This is a genomic window from Vibrio injensis (assembly GCF_001895205.1).
Taxonomy (GTDB): Bacteria; Pseudomonadota; Gammaproteobacteria; order Enterobacterales; family Vibrionaceae; genus Vibrio; species Vibrio injensis.
In genome coordinates, this window is the sequence record NZ_BDJF01000027.1 from 333073 (window position 1) to 357367 (window position 24295).

At 42.8% G+C, this 24295-nt stretch carries 24 protein-coding genes; 18 read left to right on the forward strand and 6 right to left on the reverse strand.

Annotation, left to right across the window (positions count from 1 at the left end; all coding sequences use genetic code 11):
- Nucleotides 1–7 precede the first annotated feature (7 nt).
- Nucleotides 8–271: a DUF3012 domain-containing protein gene (locus tag BSR11_RS13555; RefSeq protein ID WP_072670869.1), complete on the reverse strand. Its 264-nt coding sequence runs from the start codon at nucleotides 269–271 to the stop codon at nucleotides 8–10.
- A 341-nt stretch (nucleotides 272–612) separates the two neighbouring features.
- On the opposite strand from BSR11_RS13555, the gene rbsD reads away from it, so the two are divergent.
- The 6 genes from rbsD (at nucleotide 613) to BSR11_RS13585 (ending at nucleotide 6507) form a co-directional block, all read left to right on the forward strand.
- Nucleotides 613–1032, forward strand: a complete 420-nt coding sequence (gene rbsD, locus BSR11_RS13560) for a D-ribose pyranase (RefSeq protein WP_072670870.1) — start codon at nucleotides 613–615, stop codon at nucleotides 1030–1032.
- A 35-nt stretch (nucleotides 1033–1067) separates the two neighbouring features.
- The gene (gene rbsA / locus BSR11_RS13565; protein WP_072670871.1) at nucleotides 1068–2576 is read left to right on the forward strand and encodes a ribose ABC transporter ATP-binding protein RbsA; all 1509 of its coding nucleotides are present in this window, start codon (nucleotides 1068–1070) and stop codon (nucleotides 2574–2576) included.
- On the forward strand, nucleotides 2573–3556 hold the full coding sequence (gene rbsC / locus BSR11_RS13570; protein WP_072670872.1) for a ribose ABC transporter permease: 984 nt from the start codon (nucleotides 2573–2575) through the stop codon (nucleotides 3554–3556). The genes rbsA and rbsC overlap by 4 nt, the downstream gene beginning before the upstream one ends.
- A gap of 66 nt (nucleotides 3557–3622) precedes the next feature.
- Complete coding sequence (gene rbsB, locus BSR11_RS13575; RefSeq protein WP_072670873.1) at nucleotides 3623–4501, forward strand: ribose ABC transporter substrate-binding protein RbsB; 879 nt, start codon at nucleotides 3623–3625, stop codon at nucleotides 4499–4501.
- Between the two features lie 67 nt (nucleotides 4502–4568).
- Complete coding sequence (gene rbsK, locus BSR11_RS13580; RefSeq protein WP_072670874.1) at nucleotides 4569–5489, forward strand: ribokinase; 921 nt, start codon at nucleotides 4569–4571, stop codon at nucleotides 5487–5489.
- Nucleotides 5490–5502: 13 nt separating this feature from the next.
- The gene (locus BSR11_RS13585; protein WP_072670875.1) at nucleotides 5503–6507 is read left to right on the forward strand and encodes a substrate-binding domain-containing protein; all 1005 of its coding nucleotides are present in this window, start codon (nucleotides 5503–5505) and stop codon (nucleotides 6505–6507) included.
- A 19-nt stretch (nucleotides 6508–6526) separates the two neighbouring features.
- On the opposite strand, the gene BSR11_RS13590 is transcribed toward BSR11_RS13585, so the two are convergent.
- Nucleotides 6527–7495, reverse strand: coding sequence for a KpsF/GutQ family sugar-phosphate isomerase (locus tag BSR11_RS13590; RefSeq protein ID WP_139299848.1), 969 nt, complete (start codon nucleotides 7493–7495; stop codon nucleotides 6527–6529).
- A 256-nt stretch (nucleotides 7496–7751) separates the two neighbouring features.
- Between BSR11_RS13590 and srlA (BSR11_RS13595) the strand changes: the two genes are divergently transcribed.
- The 9 genes from srlA (BSR11_RS13595) to BSR11_RS13635 all read left to right on the forward strand — a co-directional run bounded on the left by srlA (BSR11_RS13595) (nucleotide 7752) and on the right by BSR11_RS13635 (nucleotide 13870).
- Entirely contained in the window at nucleotides 7752–8300 is a 549-nt protein-coding gene (gene srlA, locus BSR11_RS13595; RefSeq protein WP_072670876.1) for a PTS glucitol/sorbitol transporter subunit IIC, read from the forward strand.
- Between the two features lie 12 nt (nucleotides 8301–8312).
- Entirely contained in the window at nucleotides 8313–9299 is a 987-nt protein-coding gene (gene srlE, locus BSR11_RS13600; protein WP_072670877.1) for a PTS glucitol/sorbitol transporter subunit IIB, read from the forward strand.
- A 12-nt stretch (nucleotides 9300–9311) separates the two neighbouring features.
- Nucleotides 9312–9674, forward strand: coding sequence for a PTS glucitol/sorbitol transporter subunit IIA (locus BSR11_RS13605; protein WP_072670878.1), 363 nt, complete (start codon nucleotides 9312–9314; stop codon nucleotides 9672–9674).
- 66 nt (nucleotides 9675–9740) lie between these two features.
- Nucleotides 9741–10520 (forward strand): sorbitol-6-phosphate dehydrogenase, encoded by a 780-nt coding sequence (gene srlD / locus BSR11_RS13610; RefSeq protein WP_072670879.1) that lies wholly within the window; start codon nucleotides 9741–9743, stop codon nucleotides 10518–10520.
- A gap of 88 nt (nucleotides 10521–10608) precedes the next feature.
- Nucleotides 10609–10962: a transcriptional regulator GutM gene (locus BSR11_RS13615; RefSeq protein ID WP_072670880.1), complete on the forward strand. Its 354-nt coding sequence runs from the start codon at nucleotides 10609–10611 to the stop codon at nucleotides 10960–10962.
- Nucleotides 10963–11043: 81 nt separating this feature from the next.
- Nucleotides 11044–11838 carry a glucitol operon DNA-binding transcriptional repressor SrlR gene (srlR, locus tag BSR11_RS13620; RefSeq protein WP_072670881.1) on the forward strand — a complete coding sequence of 265 codons (795 nt, stop codon included), beginning with the start codon at nucleotides 11044–11046 and terminating at the stop codon, nucleotides 11836–11838.
- Nucleotides 11839–11968: 130 nt separating this feature from the next.
- Complete coding sequence (gene srlA / locus BSR11_RS13625; RefSeq protein WP_072670882.1) at nucleotides 11969–12535, forward strand: PTS glucitol/sorbitol transporter subunit IIC; 567 nt, start codon at nucleotides 11969–11971, stop codon at nucleotides 12533–12535.
- The gene (gene srlE, locus BSR11_RS13630; protein ID WP_072670883.1) at nucleotides 12532–13503 is read left to right on the forward strand and encodes a PTS glucitol/sorbitol transporter subunit IIB; all 972 of its coding nucleotides are present in this window, start codon (nucleotides 12532–12534) and stop codon (nucleotides 13501–13503) included. Before srlA (BSR11_RS13625) ends, srlE (BSR11_RS13630) begins: the two co-directional genes overlap by 4 nt.
- Nucleotides 13504–13510: 7 nt before the next feature.
- Nucleotides 13511–13870: a PTS glucitol/sorbitol transporter subunit IIA gene (locus BSR11_RS13635; protein WP_072670884.1), complete on the forward strand. Its 360-nt coding sequence runs from the start codon at nucleotides 13511–13513 to the stop codon at nucleotides 13868–13870.
- A 228-nt stretch (nucleotides 13871–14098) separates the two neighbouring features.
- Here BSR11_RS13635 and glpT read toward each other — a convergent pair whose 3' ends face one another.
- The gene (glpT, locus tag BSR11_RS13640) at nucleotides 14099–15469 is read right to left on the reverse strand and encodes a glycerol-3-phosphate transporter (RefSeq protein ID WP_072670885.1); all 1371 of its coding nucleotides are present in this window, start codon (nucleotides 15467–15469) and stop codon (nucleotides 14099–14101) included.
- 599 nt (nucleotides 15470–16068) lie between these two features.
- On the opposite strand from glpT, the gene BSR11_RS13645 reads away from it, so the two are divergent.
- Nucleotides 16069–17235, forward strand: a complete 1167-nt coding sequence (locus tag BSR11_RS13645; RefSeq protein ID WP_072670886.1) for a lytic polysaccharide monooxygenase — start codon at nucleotides 16069–16071, stop codon at nucleotides 17233–17235.
- A 144-nt stretch (nucleotides 17236–17379) separates the two neighbouring features.
- On the opposite strand, the gene BSR11_RS13650 is transcribed toward BSR11_RS13645, so the two are convergent.
- Together BSR11_RS13650 and BSR11_RS13655 are read right to left on the reverse strand one after the other, a co-directional pair.
- Nucleotides 17380–19632 (reverse strand): TonB-dependent receptor domain-containing protein, encoded by a 2253-nt coding sequence (locus BSR11_RS13650; protein WP_072670887.1) that lies wholly within the window; start codon nucleotides 19630–19632, stop codon nucleotides 17380–17382.
- Between the two features lie 117 nt (nucleotides 19633–19749).
- Nucleotides 19750–20673, reverse strand: a complete 924-nt coding sequence (locus BSR11_RS13655; protein ID WP_072670888.1) for a LysR family transcriptional regulator — start codon at nucleotides 20671–20673, stop codon at nucleotides 19750–19752.
- A 133-nt stretch (nucleotides 20674–20806) separates the two neighbouring features.
- On the opposite strand from BSR11_RS13655, the gene BSR11_RS13660 reads away from it, so the two are divergent.
- Nucleotides 20807–22066: an adenylosuccinate synthetase gene (locus BSR11_RS13660; protein ID WP_072670889.1), complete on the forward strand. Its 1260-nt coding sequence runs from the start codon at nucleotides 20807–20809 to the stop codon at nucleotides 22064–22066.
- Between the two features lie 227 nt (nucleotides 22067–22293).
- Nucleotides 22294–22506, forward strand: coding sequence for a DUF3820 family protein (locus BSR11_RS13665; protein ID WP_072670890.1), 213 nt, complete (start codon nucleotides 22294–22296; stop codon nucleotides 22504–22506).
- A gap of 205 nt (nucleotides 22507–22711) precedes the next feature.
- Here the strand turns inward: BSR11_RS13665 and BSR11_RS13670 are convergent, their stop codons facing one another.
- Nucleotides 22712–24232, reverse strand: coding sequence for a hypothetical protein (locus BSR11_RS13670; RefSeq protein WP_072670891.1), 1521 nt, complete (start codon nucleotides 24230–24232; stop codon nucleotides 22712–22714).
- Nucleotides 24233–24295: the final 63 nt, after the last annotated feature.

Genomic DNA, 24295 nt, shown 5'->3' on the forward strand with positions numbered 1-24295 from the left:
CGAGAAACTAAAAAATACAGTGTTTCGCGTATGAGGTCGCTTGATTGGCTGTCCAATCGCCTTTCGGTTTCTCTTGCATATCCTCACACCACTCTTGACTGCCCACTTCGGTTTGTAATACGCAGTGTTTAGCAAAATCCACGGCTCCTTGGGCACTCCATTCACCTTTAGGTTTTTCACGCATCTCTTGGCACCAAGAGCTAGTACCTACTTCGTTTTCACAAGCAGTGAGAGCCAAGGTACTGAGCAATAATAACGCTAATTTTTTCATTGTTGATCTACCGATAAAGAAAACGTAAGTCATGATACCTAAGTCGCTCTACAACAAGCCATGCTTTCTGGTTATTTTTCTGTTTTTCCTACTGCAATTGCGGATATGACTCAGCGGATCATTGATTGGCTGATAAAAATCTCAGTGATCATTCTCACTGTTTATCGATCATCAAATATCGATAAAACGATCCAACTCACAGTCTGATTTTAATCTAGATGCAAAGCAAAAAAGTGGCGTTATTATGCTATCGAAACGTTTCGATGAGTGTTTTGTCAATAATTAACTGTCGAGATGGGTCCTCGCTTCACCTCAACGTGCACTGAAATAAAGGTCAAATAATGAAAAAAAGTCTCCTACTAAACGCAGAGCTCTCTTATCTAGTCGCCACGTTAGGTCATACCGATGAAATTACGATTGGCGATGCTGGTTTACCGATTGACGATTCTGTACAGCGGATCGATTTAGCTTTAACGCAGGGTATCCCGAGTTTTTTGGATACGGTGCGAGTCATCCTCAGCGAAATGCAAGTGCAAGCGGTGCTATTGGCTAACGAGTTTGCTCAAGTCAGTCCTGATTTACATAGCGAATTACTCGCTGAGTTACGCCGCGAGCAACAGAAAACAGGTCAACCTATTGCGATTGAGTATCTTAGCCATAATGAGTTTAAAACTCGTACGGTTGCCAGCCGCGCGGTGGTAAGAACCGGTGAGTGTACACCCTATGCCAATGTGATTTTTCAATCGGGCGTGGTGTTTTAGCGTTCGATGTTGTGATTTAACGATAAGGAGGAGTGATGACTCAACCGATTTTAGCTCTCAGTCAGATTGATAAAGCTTTTCCTGGTGTGAAAGCGCTTGATCAAGCTTGTTTAAACGTCTATCCCGGTCGAGTCATGGCCTTGATGGGAGAAAATGGCGCTGGCAAATCGACCTTAATGAAAGTATTGACGGGGATCTACAGCAAAGATGCTGGCACCATAGAGTATCAAGGTCAACCAGCCAGTTTCAAAGGCCCTAGGGATTCTCAGCAAGCGGGGATCAGTATTATTCATCAGGAGTTAAACCTGATCCCGCAGCTGACAATTGCAGAAAACATCTTTCTTGGTCGAGAAAAAACCAGTGCTTTCGGCCGCATTTTGTGGCAAGAGATGTACGCGGAAGCCGATCAACTGTTAGCCCGTCTTAATGTTAAACACAGTGCCAAAACCTTGCTCGGTGAGCTGAGTCTTGGTGAACAGCAGATGGTGGAAATCGCCAAGGCTCTGTCTTTTGAGTCCAAGGTGATCATCATGGATGAGCCAACCGACGCTTTAACGGATACCGAAACCGCCTCATTGTTTAATGTGATTAATGAATTGCGCGACCAAGGCTGTGGCATTGTTTATATCTCTCATCGTTTAAAAGAAATTTTTGAAATTTGCGATGATATTACCGTGTTGCGAGATGGCAAATTCATCGGTCAATGCCAAGTCAGTGAGACGGATGAAGATGGTCTGATTGAAATGATGGTTGGGCGTAAATTAGAAGAGCAGTATCCACGTATTGACGTAGAGCCAGAAAATAAAGTTTGTCTCGAAGTGATAGGTTTGACCGGATCGGGGATTCATGATGTCAGCTTTACCCTGCGTCGAGGAGAGATTTTAGGTATCTCTGGTTTGATGGGAGCGGGACGTAGCGAATTAATGAAGGTGATTTATGGCGCGCTGCCTTCTGAGCGGGGCGTGATTAATCTTAATGGCCGCACCATTAACCCCGTTAGCCCGCAAGATGGTTTAGCCAATGGTATTGCCTACATCTCAGAAGATCGCAAAGGCGATGGTCTGGTACTCGGTTTATCAGTCAAAGAAAATATGTCGCTGTGTGCCCTCGATAAACTGACCAAGGGCATACAAATTCAGCATGGCGCAGAAGCGACAGCGGTAGAAGATTTCATTCAACTGTTCAATATAAAAACCCCTTCTCGCAACCAGATCATTGGTCATCTTTCAGGTGGGAATCAGCAAAAAGTGGCGATCGCCAAAGGCTTAATGACGAAACCTAAGGTACTGATTTTAGATGAACCGACACGTGGCGTTGATGTAGGTGCGAAAAAAGAAATCTATCAATTAATCAATAAGTTTAAAGCGCAAGGGATGAGTATCATTTTAGTTTCATCGGAAATGCCAGAGGTACTTGGTATGAGCGATCGAATTTTAGTGATGCATGAAGGGCGGATCAGTGGCGAATTTGATGCCAAGCAAGCCAATCAAGAAAATCTTTTAGCGTGTGCCGTTGGCAAAACCTTGAACGAGGAAGCAGCATGAATAGTAAAACTCTAAGTAATCAGACGCCAGACGGTGGTAAAAAGTGGTTTAGTAAAGCGTGGTTGATTGAACAAAAGTCACTGATTGCTCTGCTATTTTTAGTCGTTGTGGTGTCATTTTTAAATCCCAACTTTTTTACCGTCGACAACATACTGAATATTTTACGTCAGACATCAGTGAACGCGATCATTGCGGTTGGTATGACTTTAGTTATTTTAACCGCAGGCATTGATCTCAGTGTTGGCTCTGTGTTGGCCCTATGTGGAGCATTTGCTGCCAGTCTGATTGCTCTCGAAGTTCCGGTTCTAGTAGCAGTACCCACGGCTTTACTTGCCGGTGCCGTACTAGGAGGTATCAGTGGCATCATCATCGCCAAAGGTAAGGTACAAGCTTTCATTGCTACTCTCGTTACTATGACGCTGCTGCGTGGCGTCACCATGGTTTATACCGATGGGCGTCCTATTTCAACCGGATTTACCGATACCGCTGATGCATTTGCTTGGTTTGGTACGGGTTACGCACTGGGCATTCCTGTACCCGTTTGGATGATGGTGGTGGTATTTGCGGCGGCGTGGTACTTGCTCAATCACACACGTTTTGGTCGTTATATCTATGCCATGGGTGGTAATGAGTCAGCGGCGCGTTTATCCGGTATCAATGTTGATCGCGTCAAAATCGGTGTGTACGCCATTTGTGGTCTGTTATCGGCTTTGGCGGGCATTATTGTTACTTCTCGGCTCTCTTCTGCGCAACCTACGGCAGGCATGGGCTATGAGCTGGATGCGATTGCAGCGGTTGTATTAGGCGGTACCAGCTTAATGGGCGGTAAAGGTCGGATCATGGGCACCTTAATTGGCGCACTGATCATCGGCTTTTTAAATAACGCATTAAACTTACTCGATGTGACCTCTTACTACCAGATGATAGCGAAAGCGGCCGTTATATTGCTGGCTGTGCTGGTGGACAATAAAAATAAGTAAAACGTGAACCTACCAGATGTAAGCGTGCTTTTGTCTGGTTCCCCCTACCAAAAAAGGATGATTAACATGAAAAAACTTGCGACGTTAATTTCTGCTGCGCTGTTATCGGCTTCGGTATCGGTCTCTGCTTCAGCTAAAGACACGATTGCCATTGTCGTTTCAACCCTGAACAATCCATTCTTTGTCACCATGAAAGATGGTGCGGAAGCGAAAGCCAAAGACTTAGGCTATAACCTGATCATTTTGGACTCGCAAAATGACCCAAGTAAAGAGCTGTCGAACGTAGAAGATCTGACGGTTCGAGGTGTAAAAGCGATTTTAATTAACCCAACCGATTCTGATGCCGTATCGAATGCTATTCGCCGAGCTAATCGCGCAAAAATCCCTGTGGTAACCTTGGATCGTGGTGCGAGCCGTGGTGAGGTCGTCAGTCATATCGCTTCGGATAACGTAATGGGCGGAGAAATGGCTGGCCAGTTTATCATCGAAAAAATTGGTGAAAAAGCCAAAGTCATTCAGCTCGAAGGGATCGCCGGCACCTCCGCGGCTCGTGAACGCGGACAAGGTTTTATGAACGCAGTTAAAGAGCATGATATGGTTTTACTTGCCAGCCAACCTGCTGACTTTGATCGCACCAAAGGATTAAACGTCATGGAAAATTTACTGGCCTCAAACCCAAGCGTGCAAGCTGTTTTTGCGCAAAATGATGAAATGGCATTGGGCGCGCTGCGCGCAGTGCAAGCGTCTGGTAAAAACATTTTGATTGTTGGTTTTGATGGTACTGACGACGGCATTGCCGCAGTAAAACGTGGTCAGTTAGGGGCAACGGTCGCTCAGCAACCCGACATGATTGGCGCTTTAGGGGTTGAAACCGCTGATAAGATCCTCAAAGGTCAGACGGTTGAGGCTTATCTTCCTGTGCCACTGAAAATTATCAGTCAATAACTCACCTATCGTATACCTCGCTCTGAGTATAGAGCGAGGTTTTCTATCTTATAGAAGGATAATTCTTATGAACAAATTGGTGGTATTAGGTAGTGTCAATGCTGACCATGTTCTACAAGTCCCTACTTTTCCTCGTCCTGGAGAAACGCTTCATGGCCGAAATTATCAAGTCATCCCTGGTGGTAAAGGTGCAAACCAAGCGGTTGCCGCCGCGCGCTTAAAAGCGGATATTGGCTTTATTGCCTGTGTTGGTGATGATGCCTTTGGTATCGAAAGTTGTGAACGATTTAAGCTGGATGGAATGGATATTCGTGGTGTGAAAGTACAAGCGGATTGCCCAACAGGCATTGCGATGATCCAAGTGTCTGATCGTGGAGAAAACAGTATTTGTCTTTCAGCTGAGGCGAATGACCGATTAACCGCAGAAGCGATCGAAGATGACCTACCAAGCATTCGTGCCGCCAGCTACTTGTTAATGCAACTTGAAACACCGATTGACGGCATCATTAAAGCGGCGCAAGTCGCTAAACAAGCGAAAACGAATGTGGTGCTCAACCCAGCGCCAGCCCGTGAGTTGCCATTGAGTTTGCTCAGTTGTGTTGATGTGATCACTCCTAATGAAACAGAAGCGCAAGTGCTCACCGGCATTACCGTCACCGATGATGCTTCAGCCCAGCAAGCGGCAACAGTGTTACATCAGCAAGGCATTGAAATTGTTATTATTACCCTTGGCGCAAAAGGGGTTTGGTTGAGTGAAAATGGGCATGGACAACTGATCCCCGGTTTTCGTGTCTCGGCCACCGACACCACCGCCGCGGGCGATACATTTAATGGTGCGTTTGTGACTGGCTTGTTAGAGAATATGCCTTTAGAATCCGCGATTAAGTTTGCTCATGCCGCAGCAGCGATTTCAGTTACTCGTTTTGGCGCACAAACGTCGATTCCGACTCGCCAAGAAGTGGATGAATTTTTAGCTCAGCATCAATAAGGGATAAGATGATATGGCAACCATGAAAGATATTGCGCGCGTTGCAGGGGTTTCGACTTCCACGGTTAGCCATGTGATCAATAAGACTCGCTATGTTAGTGATGATATTGCCGAGCGAGTCAATAAAGCCGCGAAAGATCTCAATTACGCGCCTTCTGCTTTGGCGCGTAGTTTAAAAATGAATCGTACCCGTACCATTGGTATGTTAGTGACTACCTCAACCAACCCATTTTTCGGAGAAGTCGTTAAAGGGGTTGAGCGCAGCTGCTATCAACAAGGTTATAGCCTGATCTTATGTAATACCGAAGGGGATAATCAACGCATGAAAGCGTCGATCAATACCCTATTACAAAAACGAGTCGATGGCTTAATTTTAATGTGCTCGACCTTAGAAGGCGAACGGATTGAAGTCTTTGAGCGCTATCCTGATATTCCAGTGGTGGTTATGGATTGGGGGCCAATGCTATTTGCCAGTGATAAAATCCAAGATAACTCACTGCGTGGTGGCTACATGGCGACCCAGTACTTAATTGAATGTGGTCATCAATCCATCGGCTGTATTACTGGACCACTGAGTCGTCATCAAGCGCAAATGCGCTATGAAGGTTATAAACGAGCCATGTTAGAAGCGGGCTTAACCATCAATCCTGACTGGATTACGGAGTCTGATTTTGAATGTGAAGGAGGCGCGCAAGCACTGTATCGATTGCAAAAAAAAGGGCCATTGCCCAGCGCACTTTTTGTTAGTAATGACATGATGGCCATGGGGGTGATTCATGCCGCCAGTGACCTTGATATTGCTATTCCAGATCAGCTTTCGATCATCGGTTATGATGATATTCATATCGCAAATTTTATGACGCCTTCCCTGACGACTATTCATCAGCCTAAATACCGTTTAGGTCAGGCTGCCATCGAAACACTATTAAATAAGCTTGAAAATCAGAGCCGCGAACCTCAAATGGTTCAGCTAGAACCAACGCTGGTTGTCCGTCAGAGTGTGAAAGTGTTGAAGTAATACGGTAGATAGAAAGCCATTAGAATATTCCCGCACGTTGGATCGTTTGTTGATTGATGACTCCTTGATAGCAACCCTGTTCATTAATAACCGGTAAAGCCGTTATTTCATTTTGGCGCATAATAGAAAGAGCCTGATGGCATAGTGTTGAATGTATAATCACCGTTGGCTTGTTTGTCATTAATTGTTTGATATCTATGGTTAGTGAGACATTGCCATGTAATGCTCGGCGTAAATCACCATCAGTAAATACACCTAGGATTTTTTCTTTTTCTACTACTGCAATTAATCCTAATCCAGTCCGACACATGATCTCAATGACTTCGGTTAAGCAAGTTTGTGGTGAACAATAGGCAGTAGTATGCACATTGGTCATCAGTTGATAGACTTGTGTTAACAGTCGTGCGCCCAGAGCACCTGCAGGATGAGAACAAGCAAACTCTTCGGCGGTGAATTTTTTTTCAGACATGACGGTTAAAGCAAGTGCATCCCCGATTAATAGGGTATTAGTAGTACTAGAGGTTGGAGCGAGGCCAAGTGGACAGGCTTCTTTTTCGACATGAATATCTAAAAGATAGTGACTATGCTTGGCTAAGTAGCTATCGCGTTGTCCTGTGATGGCAATGATAGGAATACGTTTGTTAAGTAATAGAGGTACAATCGTTTTAAATTCATTGGCTTCGCCAGAGTAAGAGATCAAAATAGCTAAGTCGTGTTCAGTCCCCATACCTAGATCGCCATGTAAAGCTTCTGCTGGGTGAATAAAAAATGCTGCCGATCCCGTAGAAGCTAGGGTCGCTGCAATTTTTTTTCCAATATGGCCTGATTTACCGATACCAAAAAGAACAATTTTGCCTTTGCATTGCTGTATCGCGACGCAACAGTGGGCAAAGTCCTTATCCATCCTGCTTTGAAGTCGAGCTCCTTGTTCTAATTCCTGTTGAATGACCTGTTTACCACATTGAATCATACGTTCGGTTATTGTCATTTTCTCTTGTCCATTTTCATTTCTCATTACTAATGACTTTCAAGTGAAAGTCATTGTGTCAGTATTTCTTCGTGCCCAACTTATTATTTCAATCCCACCAACAAAATGAAAGTGTAAATCCCGTTTATTTTTACTGTGAAAGTTTATTTTTGTGATCGCTTTCAATTTGGTGAAAACTTTATCTTTTAGTTTGAAAGTTAAGGTGGGAGTATGTCTGCGTGGTAAGACACAGTCACAATTAGATGAGGATCTAAAGATGGAATGGATAATTCATGGTGCGGAATGGTTTATTGGACTGTTCCAAAAAGGGGGCGACGTTTTCGTGAGCATGGTAACAGGAATACTGCCATTGCTGATTGCGTTACTCGTGGCAATGAACGCATTAATTCAGTTTGTGGGACAAGAGCGTGTTGAACGCTTGGCACAGCGTAGTGCAGGAAACCCGATATCTCGTTACTTAGTGCTACCCGTTATCGGTACCTTTATTTTTTGTAATCCGATGACATTAAGTCTTGGGCGATTTTTACCTGAGCGTTACAAGCCTTCTTATTATGCGGCGGCATCGTACAGTTGCCACTCTATGAATGGCCTCTTCCCGCATATTAACCCAGGTGAATTGTTTGTGTATTTGGGTATAGCTAGTGGATTAACGACACTGGGTTTACCGCTTGGTCCTTTGGCGGTCAGCTATTTACTGGTTGGGATGGTCACGAATTTTTTCCGCGGATGGGTCACTGATTTCACCACCATGATGGTTGAACGGCAACAAGGTGTTCAACTTGAAAGTGAAGTTCATTTCAAATAGAGGAAGAAGATAATGAATTACATTCAAATTGAAAAAGGTAATGGTGGTTGGGGTGGTCCTTTACGTTTACCAGTTGAGCCTAATAAGAAAATTATTTACATCACGGGCGGTACACGTCCAGCCATCGTCGATAAGCTAGCCGAGCTAACAGGATGGGAAGCTGTTGATGGTTTTAAAACCACCATTAATGACGATGAAATTGCTGTAGCTGTAATCGATTGTGGTGGCACCTTACGCTGTGGTTTATATCCTAAAAAACGTATTCCTACCATCAATATTCACTCCACGGGGCAAAGCGGTCCTTTGGCTCAATATATTACTGAAGATATTTATGTCTCTGGTGTTAGAGAAAAAAATATCAACTTGTACCAAGGAGAGGAGGCACAGTCTGCCACAATCTCGCGTGATCTTGATGAGCAAGATGCAAGCCAGAGTAAATTTGATACGAGTAAAAAACTGACTCAACAAAGTGATGGGCTATTGGCCAAAATTGGTATCGGTATGGGGTCTGTCATGGCGGTCTTTTTCCAAGCCGGTCGAGAAACGATAGATACCGTTTTAAAAACCATTTTACCTTTTATGGCCTTTGTTTCGATGCTTATTGGGGTGATTATGGCGTCAGGGCTTGGTGACTTCATTGCTCATTTTCTGACACCATTGGCTCAGAATCCGCTCGGATTAATCACCTTAGCGCTGATTTGCTCCTTTCCCCTATTATCGCCTTTTTTGGGCCCAGGGGCGGTGATAGCACAGGTCATAGGGGTATTAGTAGGTACCCAGATCGGGTTAGGTCATATCCCACCGCAATTAGCCTTACCAGCGTTATTCGCAATCAATGCGCAAGCAGCCTGCGATTTTATTCCTGTCGGATTAGGTTTGGCTGAGGCAAAGCCGAAAACGGTTGAAATTGGTGTGCCTTCTGTCTTGTATTCTCGTTTTCTAACAGGGGCTCCAACCGTCATGCTCGCTTGGTTTGTTTCAATGTTTATTTATCAATAAGGAGACGAAGTGATGTCTGCCCTTTATCAAGTACAAGTCGAACGAATAGGTGCTTTTGCTTATGAAGCTTTAGAAGATGACATGATGATTATCTTTAGCCAAATCGCACCACAAGATGCTGCCGATTACTGTTTTATCCATAGTCACGATACGTTGAAAGCACCGATTGAAGCTGGTTACACCTTAATGATTGGTCAGCAACGCTATCCTATTACTTCGGTTGGTGAGGTAGTGAACCAAAACTTAGCTGAATTAGGCCATATAACGATTCGTTTCGATGCATTGGATCAAGCTGAGTATCCCGGTTGTCTTCATGTGAATGGGCAAAGACCAACACAAATCCTTTGTGGGGAACAGATTGCCTTTTTTAGGTGATAACGTTTTGTTAATTATGAATTTTATATTGTAAGTAAGATGTCAAATGAAAAGTTGGAGTGAATCATGGATAAAGTAGCATTAGTGGTTGGTGGTGGCCAAACGTTGGGTGAGTTTTTGTCTCGAGGACTAGCTGATGAAGGTTATATTGTCGCTGTCGCTGATCTGAATGAGTCGAATGCACGATCGGTGGCAGAGCAGATTTGTCAACAATATGGCGATAATAAAGCGATAGGAATTGCGGTAGATGCGACTCATGAAGCGAGTGTTTGTCATATGGTTCAGCAAGTTGATGAGAGGTTTGGGCGCGTTGATCTCCTAGTTTATAACGCGGGAACCGCAACTGCGGCCAAAATTGATCAATTTCCACTCGATGCATGGCAGCTTTCGATTAATGTGAACCTGACGGGCTATTTCTTATGCGCGCGAGAAGTTTCTAAGATCATGATTAGAGAAGGAAGAGGAGGTCGCATAATTCAAATTAATTCTAAGTCTGGTAAAGTGGGTTCAAAACATAACAGTGGTTATTCTGCAGCCAAATTTGGTGGGGTTGGGCTAACGCAATCATTGGCGCTGGATCTAGCAGAGCATCAGATTACGGTTCACTCTTTGATGCTGGGTAACTTATTAAAAAGCCCGATGTTTCAGTCTTTGATTCCGCAGTATGCTAAGAAACTGGGAGTGGCAGAGTCCGAAGTGGAACAAATTTATATTGATAAGGTTCCGTTAAAAGCCGGTTGTGATTATCAAGATGTTCTTAACGTTTTAAGCTTTTATGCTAGTGATCGTGCAGCATACTGTACGGGCCAGTCGATCAATATTACTGGTGGACAAGTGATGTTTTAATCCTCCCCCAGGATTTTAGTATCAGCATGCTTCTGAGGTATTTGGGCGAGCTTTGCTTGCCCTTTTTTAAATGATGAGGGCAACCAAAATGGATGAAACAACATGGTTAATCGTATTGGCTTTATGCGCTTGGGGTGGGCAGATAGCTCTCGGTTTTTTACAAATCAGAGCATTCAATAGGATGCTGCAATCTCTAGCAAAACAAGGACAAGTCAAAATTGGTAAAACGCGCAGTCGTTGGAAACCGAGAACGATTGTGGTTTTAGTCGAAGATGAATATAAGCGTATCATCGATGCTAAAGTCATGCGGGGAGTCACGATTTTTGCAAGGCCAAAATCGCTGCCTGAATTAATAGGCTTAACCTCGCCGATTAAAGGTGAGCAAGTTAAGCACTTAGATAAACGATTGCAAGAAGCGATAAGTGTCGCATTTTCAAAGTAATCGATAACACTGTGGGATTGTTTCTTTCAATGTGAAAGTTTAATGTTAAACTAGTCTCAAGATAATCGTTAAGTGAATGATATGAATCTAGATAATAGAAGAGAGCAATTACTGCATTTTTTGCGTCGTCATGGCAAAACATCCGTTAATGAGCTAGCAAAAATTTTCAAAACGTCAGGAGCAACCATTCGAAGTGATTTACGATCACTAGAAGAAGATGCCTTGGTTATTCGTCGCTATGGTGCTGCTGAAGCCTGTCAAACTTCGCTTATTCATCATGAAGACCGTTCAATGGATGAGAAGCAGACGGTTAATTTGGATATGAAATGTCAAATAGCTCAAATGGCCGCGAGCCTTGTTCATGAAGGAGAATCGATAATTTTAGATTGCGGTAGTACAACATTACAGATGGTGTCACACTTTGATCGATTAGCCTCACTGACTCTGATGACGAACAGTATGCATATTGTTAATGCGATGGCTGATTTAGAGACAGAACATACCGTTCTTATGCCCGGTGGTACCTACCGTCGTAAGTCAGCTTCTTTTCATGGTCAAGTTGCAGAGCAAGCATTTCAGCATTTTTCATTTGATAAACTTTTTATTGGTGCTGATGGCTTTGACTTAAAACAGGGGACAACAACGTACAATGAGGCTTATCAAGTCAGTCAAGCCATGTGTGATGCTGCAAATCAAATTATTGTTGTAACAGATTCAAGTAAATTTGGTCGTCGTAGCCCTAATGTCGTGGTTCCGTTGGAAAAGATAGATATCCTCATTACCGATCATCGTATTTCAACCGAATGTGTGGAGTCGCTTGAACATAAAGGGATCCGCGTTATTTGTGTTGGAGAGTCGTCATTTATAAAAAGTTAACATCATTTTTGTTTTACTACTTTTGAAATGAAAATTCTCGTGATTAGTTTCACAGTTCCCTTTCTTCTCTCTTTTTAAAATTGTCAATTAGATGAACACTCTCTGCTGAGTTGTTGGGCGAGAGTAATGTATGGACTGGATACTGTTTGGGGCAGATTGGTTTATTGGTCTGTTTGAAAAAGGTGGGCAGGTTTTCATGACAATGGTCACGGATGTCCTCCCACTGCTTGTTTGTTTATTAGTTGCAATGAACACACTTATGCGTCTCTTTGGTCAACATAGAATAGAGAGAATTGCGCAAAAAAGTGCATCCAATCCACTTTCTCGTTACTTACTGCTGCCAACCATTGGGACTTTTGTATTCTGTAATCCAATGGTGCTGAGTTTAGGCCGCTTTTTACCTGAAAAATACAAGCCTTCGTTTTACGCCTCGGCATCGTATTCATGTCATTCAATGAATGGTATGTTTCCTCATGTTAATCCCGGAGAACTTTTTATTTTTCTCGGCATTGCTGCTGGGATAACTCAACAAGGTCTTTCTTTAGGACCGCTTGCGATTACTTATTTATTGGTCGGTTTAGTCAGTAATTTTGTGCGTGGATGGGTAACTGACTTTACTACGATGTGGGTTGCGAAACAGCAAGGGGTGGTCCTTAGCGATCAAGTGAAAATTATTAAAAATGGTAAGCCTTCATGAAGATACTGCAGGTCAATGCTGGATCCGGTGGTTGGGGCGGTCCGTTATTTATTCCTATTCAGCCCCAGAAAAAAATCCTTTATATAACCGCTGGTACGAAACCCTCTTTTATCGATGAAATAGTCAACCTAACCGGGATGGAGAGCATTGATGGTTTTAAACAGCATATTGACGATGATCAGGTCGCTTGTGTAGTCATTGATTGTGGAGGAACACTGCGTTGTGGTTTATACCCTAAAAAAGGTATTTCTACACTCAATATTCATGCAACCGGAAAAAGTGGTCCTTTGGCGGAGTATATAACTGAGAGCAACTATGTCTCTTCAGTTTCTTCTGACTGTTTTCAACTGATTGAAGAGCAACAAGCAGAGCAAGTTGTGTTGAATACAACTCTTGAGCAAACAAATTTTGATATTAATCGTAAACTGTCTCAGCAGAGTCATGGATTATTAGCCAATATTGGTATGGGAATGGGATCCGTGATGGCCACGCTTAATCAAGCTGGCCGTGAAACTATTGAAACCGTCATAAAAACCATTCTTCCTTTCATGGCCTTTGTCTCTATGTTGATCGGAGTTATTTTGGCTTCTGGTCTGGGAGATCTTGTGGCGCAAGGATTAGCGCCATTGGCGGATAATCCGCTGGGACTCATTACCTTGGCATTAATTTGTTCTTTTCCTCTCTTATCGCCGTTTTTAGGACCAGGGGCAGTTGTTGCTCAAGTGATAGGGGTATTAATAGGAACACAAATTGGCATGGGAACTATTCCACCTCATCTGGCTTTACCTGCGTTATTTGCGGTCAATGCTCAAGCGGGTTGTGACTTTATTCCAGTAGGGTTAGGGCTTGCTGAGGCAGAAGCTGAAACCGTACAAGTGGGCGTTCCGTCTGTACTGTATTCTCGTTTTTTGACCGGAGCGCCGAGCGTGTTACTGGCTTGGTTCGTTTCGTTTTTTATTTATCAGTGAGTTAAGAATGTACCAGTATATTGCGAGTATTGAACATATTGGTGAACAAGCTTTAGATGCCTTAAAAGATCGTATGATGATTCTATTTGGCTTAAATGCGCCGCAAGAGGTAAAAGATTATTGCTTTGTCATTCGTAACTATAGTCATCTCAATAGCAGTATTAATTTAGACAGCACTTTATTAATAGGAGATCATGCCTATATCATTACCGCAGTTGGTGACGTAGCCAACCACAATCTAGCGACTCTGGGTCATGTAACGTTGAAGTTTGATGGAAGTATTCAACCCGAGTTACCGGGCACTATTCATCTACTTGGACCGACACTAGGTAAAATACAGTGTGGGGATATTATTATTTTTGGTTGATTGGATAATCGAGCTATATTTAGATTGCTTATGTATCGATGCTGTTTACGCAACAGCCTGATTTTTGTGGCTATAACTAAGCAAACTTATCAGGTAAGTTTTTCTAAACTAAAATCTTTAGTTGTTTAAATCTTATATTCCAACGAATGAATTTTATCAAATCGTAAAACATCAGCCCGAGGTATTTTCGGGCTGATGTGGATGTTAAACAGAAGGTTCAGTAAGCGTTTATTGTGCGGCTTCCGCTGCTTCTCGTGCGTCTTTTTCTTTGTGGAATGCTCGTTCACCGATAAAGGCGTAGAGTAAACAAACAATAGATAAAATGCACGATGCAACCAGGATAAAGAATCCACCATCCCAACCAAAATGGTCAACCGTGTAACCTAAGATAGCGTTCGCGGCGACCGCACCACCGAGATAACCAAACAGCCCAGTTAAACCTGCTGCAGTGCCTGCGGCTTTTTTCGGCGCTAATTCAAGCGCATACAGACCAATCAGCATCACGGGGCCATAAATTAAGAAACCGATAGCGATTAATGCCATCATATCAACCATGGGGTTACCCGCTGGATTAAACCAGTAAACCAATACGGCTAGGGTTACTAACACCATAAACAGAATGCCGGCAGGGGCGCGACGACCTTTAAAGACTTTATCTGAGATCCAGCCGCAGAGTAGGGTTCCGGGAATACCCGCCCACTCATAGAGGAAATAAGCCCATGAAGATTTATTCACCGTAAAGGCTTTAGCTTCTTGCAAGTAAACTGGAGCCCAGTCTAATACACCATAACGAATGAGGTAGACGAATGCGTTAGCAATCGCAATCGCCCATAACAGTTTGTTATTAAAAACGTACTTAAAGAAAATCTCTTTCGCTGTCATCTCTTTTTCATGAGATTTATCGTAATTTTCTGGGTAGTCATTTTTATACTCTTCAATCGGTGGTAAGCCGCAAGATTGTGGAGTATCGCGCATGGTTAACCAAGTAAATAGCGCCACCAGCAAGGCAAAGAAAGCCGGAACGTAAAAAGCCGCTTTCCAGTCACCACTGAAGGCCCATAAGCCTAGGATAAAAATAGGACCAATCAGCCCGCCACCCACGTTATGCGCAACATTCCATACCGAAACAATTTCTCCGCGCTCTTTACGTGACCACCAATGCACCATAGTTCGACCACAGGCAGGCCAGCCCATCCCTTGGAACCAACCATTTAAGAACAGTAAAATGAACATCGCGGTAATACTGCCCGTTGCCCAAGGCATAAAACCAAAACAGAACATCACTAAGGCGGATAAAACCAAGCCTGCCGTTAAAAAATAACGAGGGTTGGAGCGGTCAGACACGTTACCCATTAAGAACTTGGACAGTCCATAAGCGATAGAAACCGCAGCCAGTGCGACCCCCAGATCACCACGGCTAAAACCTTGTTCAATCAAATAAGGCATCGCTAAGCTAAAGTTTTTACGGACTAAATAGTAACCCGCATAGCCGACAAAAATACCGATAAAAAGTTGCCAACGCAGACGTGAATAGGCGCTATCCACTCGTTCTGCAGACAGTCGCTCAATGTGAGCGTGTGGTTTAAAGATCCCAAACATAATGGCCTCGTAATGTAATTAGGTTGCTGGGGGAATAGAACATTCAAAATGGAGCGAACGAATAATGTTTTATTTTCGTTCGAAACTTTTCGAGAATTGTAGGTATGTTGCAAATTATTTCTGTGATGAATGAAGTGTTACAATTAATTTACTCATAAAAACAAATAATTAATTGGTTTTTATGAGTGATAAATAATCGAAATGATGGCATTTTGATCTTTAGTTTTTGCTAATAAAGCTTTGTTTTTATTAGATGGGTTTAATGTGACGCCATACCTGCTCGTTCGAGAGTTCTTTCTTTGCAACGAATCAATGACCAATTTAGTTTGATGATCTGGCGGGAGGATAAAATTTGATGTCCCTCGTAGGAAAATGAGCGTTCAAAGTATGAGCAGTATAGATTTGGAAGGTAGGTTGTATTTTGGAGCATCGATAGTGGTACTGGACTTGGGTTATCAGTGAATCTTGCTAGCTTTAGGACGTATTGGGTTTGAAAAGATAGCCCATTTTTATGGTGATGGTTGAGTTGGTTAATCACCGTAAAACATCGCCCTAGTTCATCTGTGATTATTAACATCGTCAGTGGAAGGAACCTAACAATGAAACATCGATTAGTCCTGAGTACCTTGTGTATCAGTTTATCTATTCCCTCATTAGCTTTTGCACATGGCTGGGTTGAGTTTCCCAGTGCGCGGCAAAATACGTGCTATTTAGATGGTGGTTTTTGGAGTAACACTATTCCCAATGCGGCTTGCCAAGCGGTTTATGATCAATCGGGAGCGTATCCCTTTGTGCAACGCAATGAAGTGGCTGCGAATGTGGCTCGTTATCGAGATCTCGAGCAGGTGAAAGCAGTGATACCGGATGGTCAGCTTTGTTCTGCCGGTCATGCAGCTAAAGCTGGGTTAAATATTGTCTCTCCTCATTGGCAGAAAACACCGATTCAGCTAAATGAACATCATCAATTGGACTTAGTTTTTCATGCTGCAGTGCCACATAATCCTTCTTATTGGGAGTTTTACTTAACGAAACCAGAGTACGATCCAAGTCTACCTTTGACATGGGACGATTTAGAGTTAATTGATGAGGCGGGGAATGTCGCAGTAGGGGCTGATCGAAAATATCGATTCACGGTCAATTTCCCCGAGGGGCGCAGTGGTGATGCGATTTTGTATACCCGCTGGCAGCGAATTGATCCGGCGGGCGAAGGGTTTTATAACTGTAGTGATATCACCTTTGTGGGCGGAGAGGCCCCAACGCCGTCTACTGAACCGAGTGAACCTGAGCAACCGACAGATTTAATGGCATTAGGTTATTTTGTGCCAACAGGGTTTGGACCAGTGGACAGCGGCGATAGTGTGCGTTTTCGTACCTTTAGCCAACAAGGGCAAGAGTTGACGGATATTCATCTCGAGATTTCTGCCAATAATAGACACACTTGGCCTGTTGAACTGGCCGGTCAGTTTAATCAGCAGCAAGCGGGACATTGGTATATTGGTATTTGGCACCAAGAAATGAACCACTATATGTTTGATAGCCGAAATATCCATGTTAACCAAGTGTTTGCGCCACATGGTCAGTTTAGCTACCAATTATCATTACAAAAACAAACACCGCCACCAGTGATCCCTGATAACGCTTGGCAAGAGAGCAAAACATACACCGCTGGTGACATTGTTGTTCACCAAGGGCGTGAATGGACGGCGCAATGGTGGACGAAAGGAGAAGAGCCGGGAACCACAGGAGAGTGGGGTGTTTGGCGCTAAGATGAGTCAAATTCTTAGTATGACTTCTGTTAATTGCTTTAATTCAAATAGGCAGCGATATTGCTGCCTATTTGAAGAAGAAAAATCATCAAAATACAGCCAAGTTAAGGGGCGGTAACTCCTTAACTTGGCTTGATATCTCGATTAATAGTGTACTTCCACACCAAGGGTGATCGTTCTGCCTGGATCGGGCATGCTGATCACCGCTCCCGGTTGTACTTGATAACGGTCAGTGAGGTTATTAATGGCTAAAAACAGCTGTGTGTTAGGGTTTAAGGCATATTGAGAGTAGAGATCAATTTTATAATCCGCAGGAATATCGATAATCGCACTAGCACCCGTGCCCGCTAACCAATTGCTTGGATTAGACTTACCTGAGTGATAAGAGACCTTGATACCAGTATCAAGGGTATTATTAAAAAATTGCGTGCCAAGATTGAGGTATATGTTTTCTTTGGGTGGAATACGCGTTGGGGTCAATCCCCAAGCAAAGCCCATAGAATTACAGCGTTCGCTTTCTGCATATGCCGCTTGGTCTGTGGAGCAAATTTTGGTCTCACTGTATAAGGTAGCGGCAAGGTGAGCGTATAACCAGGCATAGTGATATTTTGCGCTCAGCTCCCAACCAGAGAGTTGCATTTTATCGTAATTGGTAAAGGTGAAGTTAGATCGCCATTCAGGCATTCCCGGCGTTTTGGGTAATACGCCGCCAGAAATATAATTTTTAATGCTGTTGTTGAAATAAGACGCTGATAGATGAAGATTATCTCCACGCGCCATGGTATCCATGTTATGCCATTGCACGCCGACCTCATTATTGAATGATTGCTCAGGTTTGATTGGGTTGAAAGGGTTATAGCTGAACACCTCATTCGATAGTGTCGTTTCATATAAGCTAGGCATCCGATAAGTACGTGAAGATTTCAAAAATAGCTGAGTACTTGGGGTGAGTTGATAAGTTAGCTCAGTCAGTAGATCCACTTTTTCTTTGTAATCGAGATGTTGCTTGGTTTGGTGGTCAGTGGACTTGGCATTGTGGACATTTAGCCCCAGTTTTATTTTCAGCGGTGCGTAATTTATATCGGCATTAGCAAAAATATTTTGTGTACGACGTTTACCATCACGTGAAGTCACGGTTTGGGTAAAACGAATTTGTCCATCTTCTTCAGGCGATAAGCGCTCTTGCTGCTGCGCAAAACCATAAGTTAAACGCACCGGCCAGTCGGTCAGTAAGCTCTCATTACTGACGCTAAAGCCGGAACGATCGTTACTGTAGCCATGGAAATACTGCTCGGCGTTAGTGCCGTGGGCCCAAAGCCCATTATATTGAGCGAGCTTCGCATCGGTGTACCACACATTGGCATGCAGATTTAGCCAAGGCTGATTTGGTTGATAGTAGTAGTTGGCGGCATAGGTACTGACTTTTGCTGTGCCTAATCCCCATTGCGGCATCATTTCTTGACCATCGGGTAGTGGGTTCCAATTTTGGTCATAATCAAATTTGTACCAATAAGCGGCCAAAACCTCACCGGCTTTTTGTTCGTGGTAACGATAGGTGAGATCGGCATTATGTGCGGTGCGATTGTTGGTTGCTAATTTTAAGAGCCACGAATCACTTTCAAAACTGGTGTTAACCACTTCTTGAGCCGGACCGACGACGGGTTCGTGATAATCGTTATAGCCATTTTTACCGGAAAAATGGTTACCTTTTGAACGTTTGCTATAAGCCAGTACGGTACTGAATAACTCATGTTGATAACCAAGGCCAATCATAGCTGAGCCGTGTTTAAACTTGTATTCAGAGTCACGGTTCGCTAACAAATAATCACCTTGTTGACGGTAATCGCCGCTGACTTCTGGGGTACGGTTATGGTTATTGGCTCGAGCTTTAAATACGACACCAAAGGTGCTGTCATCTTTAATTACATCGTTAATGGTTAGCGTTGTGGCGTTAACCACGCCGCCAACAGCCCCGCTGGCGTAAGGTGAGCTATCCATGGTCGCACCTTGATGAACCGTCAAGGTGCTGAGTAAGTCGGTATCAATATAGGTTCGGTCACTGACGCCTTGGTAACCTCGGGAGGTGTGGGTTGATTGCAAGCTACCATCAATAAAAATCGGCACCCGACCTTCGCCTTGCAAGCCGCGAATGCCAATATCCAATGCACCAGCTTCATTATGCATATTATTACTTTGTACGCTGGTGATCCCAGAAAAGATATCCGCATTGGCGATACCACGCATTTTGTCTAAATCATTGCGTAATCGTTGATGAGTAGGAATGGGTTGACCATGCACTGTGATGGTTTCGTCGGTTTCTGAGGAAGCGGCTGTTTCTGCTTGAGTTACACTGGTCAACAGAAGAGGAATAAGAGCCAACAAAGGTTTCAACTGCATAATTTGATCCTTGTCAAAATGAGAGTAAGGATACTGATGTAATTGATAATTATTATCAATACGTTTTGTTTAAATAGTTTGTGACTTGAATCACGTTTTGGTGCTGGTGTTTAATCATTAAGCTAGTGGTTGCGATTTTTGGATTTCTTCATCGACCCAGATCAGTAATTGCTTAATCGCTCTTGAGAGCAATTGGTTTTGGCGCACGATATAACCCAAGCTGGTGGAAGAAAAATCAGGCAGTGGGGTAAGCGTTGTGTGTAATGCCCTTTGCGGATTGACTGAAAACGTAGGGACAATCGCGACTCCGAACCCCGCTTCTGCCCAGTCAATTTGTGCATCCACACTACCGACTTCCATAATGCGATAGTTAGACAGATTCAGTTTCGGCAGGCTGAGATCGATTAAATCTCGAGTACGAGTATCATGACCAAGCAGAATAAGCGTTGGCTCATCCGCGGTCAGAGGAGCTTGTGAATGCTCGCTCACCGCTAGGCTTTGATTCGTGGCCTGCGCTTGCCACTGCGCCAGTCCATTGCCAATTGCGCACCACTGCACTTCACGTAGCTCGGTAAAACTCAGTGGTGCCTCTTCTTTCTGCGCGATCACAAATCCTAAGTCGGCTTTGGCCGTTTTCACCAGCTCTGCCGCTTGTGAAGAGGTAGTATTAAATAATGATAGGTCGATACCCGGATAGGTTTTGCGAAACAGCTGAAAAGGGCCAATCAATAGTAAGCGAGAGATGATATCGCTGGCGGCAATGGTTAAAGTGCCCTGATGAAGATGGTTAATGGCATTGAGATCGGCTTGGCAGACTTGTAATTCAAGTAAGGTTTTCTCTGCACTTTGCAATAATCGCTCACCCGCTTGAGTCAGTTGAAACGGGTTACGTTCAATCAATTTGACACGCGTTGCTTGCTCTAATTGTTTTAAATGCAAGCTAACGTTGGGCTGTGTCATGTGTAAGGCTGCTGCGGTTTTACCAAAATGTTGATATTTCGCTAAAGTGACAAAGGTATTGAGCCAGTGAATATCAAGCATGATGGATCCTTATACGAGAGAACATTCAGTGAGGGTGATATGGATTTCTTATCAAAGTTATAATAATAATTAATTTTTCATATTTCAATCTTAGGCATAGGATGGTGGCACTTGCTTTTAAGGAGAGTAACTCATGTCGTCGATTGTTGTTGTTGGTGCTAACTGGGGTGATGAAGGTAAAGGTCGGATTGTTGATTATCTTGCCGATCAAGCTTCAGCCAGTGTTCGTTTTCAAGGCGGAAATAACGCCGGTCACACCGTAGTTAATGAATTCGGAACCTTTAAATTACACCAATTGCCGAGTGGCGTGTTTAATCCAGATTGTTTGGCGGTACTTGGCCCTGGCATGGTAATAAGCCCTGAGTTATTGTCAAAAGAGATGGCGGAAGTTGAGCAATCAGGCGTATCGCTACGCATGGCGATTTCCGATCGTGCGACCTTATGTTTGCCTCTCCATGCTTTAGAAGACAGCTTAGAAGAAGCGCGTTTAGGCGATCGCGCCTACGGCTCTACTCGTCAAGGCATTGCTCCGGCTTATGGTGACCGAGTGATGAAAAAAGGCATCTTAGTCGGCTGGCTAAAGCAACCTGAAGTATTACAAGAACGCATTCAATTTTGGTTAGATTGGAAATTGCCTCAACTCAAAGCCCTTTACCCAAGTTTTGAGTTTACGCAAAGCGCGGCGGAAATGGCAGCATGGTTACTAGAGGTTGCTCAGCCATGGTTAGCATCCGTGTGTAATGTCACTGTACCGCTAAAAGCGATTCAAGCTCAGGGCGGAAATTTGTTGTTTGAAGCCCAGTTGGGTGCTGGCCGTGATTTGGTGTACGGAGAATATCCTTGGACAACGTCCTCTCATGTCACTTCCGCTTACGCAGGTTTGGGCGGTGGTTTACCCGCATTGCGTCCAGAGCGAGTCATTGCCGTGGCGAAAGCCTTTAGCTCGTCGGTTGGCACTGGCACCTTGATCACCGCGATGGAAGAGCAAGATGCGTTTCGTGAAAAAGCCAACGAGTTTGGCGCGACCACTGGTCGTCCACGTGATATGGGCTATTTTGATGCCGTAGCAACCCGTAATGGGGTTGAGCTACAAGCGGCCACCGAAGTCGCTTTGACCAAAATTGACTGCTTAACGGGCTTATCTGATCTGAAAATTTGTGTCGGCTATCAAGGTAATCACAGTGAAAACCCGATTTGGCCACAAACGGCAGCCCTTGCGCCTATTTATGAGCAAATGGAAAGCTGGCAAGAAGACATTACCGGTTGTCGCACTTTTGAAAGCCTGCCGCTTGCGGCTCAAAAATACGTGCTGCGGATTGAAGAGCTATTGCAAGTGCCGGTATCGATGATTTCGGTGGGGCCGGAACGTGAGCAAATGATCTTACGTGGTTAAAGACCACTATACCCAAACGACTTAGAGTTGCAGCTAGGCGGCAAGTGAGTTCATTCCCATGAGTATAGGCTGGGGCTAATGAACGTAATCAACACCGCTACAGCTTCAAGTAGGAAGGGTATACCTCTGCAACAATAAATAAAGGTATCAGTCTCCCGGCACTTGCTCTGCTCGGGAGACTTTTTGTATGCTGTGCCTCTCATTACCCACCGAGTCTAAGTGACATCATGTTAGAAAAAGAAAACCTACTCAAACTCGCCAGAATGCCCATGCCTTTTGGCAAATACGCTGGTAGGGTTTTGATCGATTTACCTGAAGAGTACCTACTGTGGTTTGCCAACAAAGGCTTTCCCGAAGGTGAGTTAGGTCAACTGCTTCAGTTGTGTCTAGCATTAAAAATCGAAGGGTTAGATTCAGTGGTAAAGCCGCTTCAGTACTAAGATCTGTTAATATGGATTTTAACCAATAAGGTTCTATATTGGTACGTTATGTGTAAATAAAGAAATCAACAGATGGTATTTTAGATACTAAGAAAAGAGATCAAAAAATGAGGTATAGCGGGAGTTAAATATGAACTAACGTTAATGCCCCCCTTTCAGGGGGCTATAAATCTACAGCATCATCTAAGGTTTCGGGTTTTAATTTTTAATTACTCCAATTTATTTTATTAGATATTTCTAATGTTTTGTTATATGCGTGATTAACCGCATTATTATGATATGAAGAGATCTCAGAAAATAAATTATAGCTCATCGGAACATATGGTTCTAAAGCAGAATTAAAAATGTTATAGGCTTCATTAAATGAATGCCCACCGCTAAAAGTAAGAAAAGCAGCGGCTTGCAGTCTAGCTGTACTAATTTGAAAATCTTTATTTTCTTTCATAATGATTTGAAATAGCGGTTCTAATAAATTACTACTACCAGACATCCCAATACCGATAGCCCTTCCTTTTTTTATTGCATTTATATTGTGTATAGAATCTTCATTATAGGTAGAAGGACTTATGTACCTATCTATTGGACGAACACCAAGGCCTAGGCCATGTACATTTTCAAAAAGCCCATCGTACTGATAATCTAGTAATATTCCAGAACGATGATTTTCTTGGTGTTGCATGCTTTTATTTTCAATCAATACTCGTTGTTTTTTTATTTTTGATATGTACTTTTCCGTTGCTTTTTTGCACTCATCTCTTAATGAAGGATATACGAGCATTGCTTTAACACCTATGCTTGATAACAAAAAGCTAGAATATTTATTCTCAGACTTAAGCATGGAAATGTAATTGTTTTTTGTTGGATTATCAAAAAAATCATATACTTCTGGTATGTTGACTCTCCAAGGTTGCGGATCATTTATCATCATATCTTTTATTCTTTCAAAATGTTCAAACCCACGTTCAGGTAATTTTTTTATCAAAAAATCAACAATATACTGATGATTTTTATTTTGGTTTGTATCTGTTTCTTCCAAAATAAATTCTGCAAGATTTGAATCAAATAACCTACCGTAAAGGTTATCATTAGCAAGTGTTTTTGGTACTTGATTTGGAACAGTGTCTATTATCTCTTTTACATGATGGATAATATTGGAAAACGAAGGTTTATCACTCAATTCATCATAAATAAATTTTAAATTATCACGAGAGCAAGAACCATCTAAAAAAATAAATTTTAATTTGTTTAATATACTATTTTTTTCTGAAAGTTTTATGTCAGAAAAATTTATTAAAGAAGCAATATCTATATATGCACTATGAGGGGTTCTAACTGAAGACAAGTTTTCTTGAGATCTGTTTAGTGGTTTTATTATATACTTTAATAGAATATTGTATTCAGAAATGGACAGTTCCTTTTTTATACCACTAATCTTCCCATAGCCATCTACTATTAATTTTTCTTCAAAAACTCTAGATGATTTAAAAATATTAGGGTTAATTGACTTCCCTATGATTCTTTTAGTTATTTGATTATCATCTATTTTAATAAAGTTAGTTTCGTTTTTTTTGTTTTTTTTATAGCCTAAGAAAACTAACATTCTATGTATATTAGAATGTTTTTTTTGAACATTTTTTATAGAAACAATTTTATTTTCTATATCATTAGGTTTTATTGATGATAGTTTATGATAAATACTATTTGTTACAATATTAGATGTCTTCATTTTTTGTCCAATAAATATGACACACTTAAATATAGGATTTTAAGTGTGTGGATATATTAAATT

Coding starts and splice junctions, on each gene's coding strand:
- BSR11_RS13555 (WP_072670869.1), bottom strand. CDS start 271: ATGAAAAAATTAGCGTTATTATTGCTCAGTACCTTGGCTCTCACTGCT.
- rbsD (WP_072670870.1), top strand. CDS start 613: ATGAAAAAAAGTCTCCTACTAAACGCAGAGCTCTCTTATCTAGTCGCC.
- rbsA (WP_072670871.1), top strand. CDS start 1,068: ATGACTCAACCGATTTTAGCTCTCAGTCAGATTGATAAAGCTTTTCCT.
- rbsC (WP_072670872.1), top strand. CDS start 2,573: ATGAATAGTAAAACTCTAAGTAATCAGACGCCAGACGGTGGTAAAAAG.
- rbsB (WP_072670873.1), top strand. CDS start 3,623: ATGAAAAAACTTGCGACGTTAATTTCTGCTGCGCTGTTATCGGCTTCG.
- rbsK (WP_072670874.1), top strand. CDS start 4,569: ATGAACAAATTGGTGGTATTAGGTAGTGTCAATGCTGACCATGTTCTA.
- BSR11_RS13585 (WP_072670875.1), top strand. CDS start 5,503: ATGGCAACCATGAAAGATATTGCGCGCGTTGCAGGGGTTTCGACTTCC.
- BSR11_RS13590 (WP_139299848.1), bottom strand. CDS start 7,495: ATGACAATAACCGAACGTATGATTCAATGTGGTAAACAGGTCATTCAA.
- srlA (WP_072670876.1), top strand. CDS start 7,752: ATGGAATGGATAATTCATGGTGCGGAATGGTTTATTGGACTGTTCCAA.
- srlE (WP_072670877.1), top strand. CDS start 8,313: ATGAATTACATTCAAATTGAAAAAGGTAATGGTGGTTGGGGTGGTCCT.
- BSR11_RS13605 (WP_072670878.1), top strand. CDS start 9,312: ATGTCTGCCCTTTATCAAGTACAAGTCGAACGAATAGGTGCTTTTGCT.
- srlD (WP_072670879.1), top strand. CDS start 9,741: ATGGATAAAGTAGCATTAGTGGTTGGTGGTGGCCAAACGTTGGGTGAG.
- BSR11_RS13615 (WP_072670880.1), top strand. CDS start 10,609: ATGGATGAAACAACATGGTTAATCGTATTGGCTTTATGCGCTTGGGGT.
- srlR (WP_072670881.1), top strand. CDS start 11,044: ATGAATCTAGATAATAGAAGAGAGCAATTACTGCATTTTTTGCGTCGT.
- srlA (WP_072670882.1), top strand. CDS start 11,969: ATGGACTGGATACTGTTTGGGGCAGATTGGTTTATTGGTCTGTTTGAA.
- srlE (WP_072670883.1), top strand. CDS start 12,532: ATGAAGATACTGCAGGTCAATGCTGGATCCGGTGGTTGGGGCGGTCCG.
- BSR11_RS13635 (WP_072670884.1), top strand. CDS start 13,511: ATGTACCAGTATATTGCGAGTATTGAACATATTGGTGAACAAGCTTTA.
- glpT (WP_072670885.1), bottom strand. CDS start 15,469: ATGTTTGGGATCTTTAAACCACACGCTCACATTGAGCGACTGTCTGCA.
- BSR11_RS13645 (WP_072670886.1), top strand. CDS start 16,069: ATGAAACATCGATTAGTCCTGAGTACCTTGTGTATCAGTTTATCTATT.
- BSR11_RS13650 (WP_072670887.1), bottom strand. CDS start 19,632: ATGCAGTTGAAACCTTTGTTGGCTCTTATTCCTCTTCTGTTGACCAGT.
- BSR11_RS13655 (WP_072670888.1), bottom strand. CDS start 20,673: ATGCTTGATATTCACTGGCTCAATACCTTTGTCACTTTAGCGAAATAT.
- BSR11_RS13660 (WP_072670889.1), top strand. CDS start 20,807: ATGTCGTCGATTGTTGTTGTTGGTGCTAACTGGGGTGATGAAGGTAAA.
- BSR11_RS13665 (WP_072670890.1), top strand. CDS start 22,294: ATGTTAGAAAAAGAAAACCTACTCAAACTCGCCAGAATGCCCATGCCT.
- BSR11_RS13670 (WP_072670891.1), bottom strand. CDS start 24,232: ATGAAGACATCTAATATTGTAACAAATAGTATTTATCATAAACTATCA.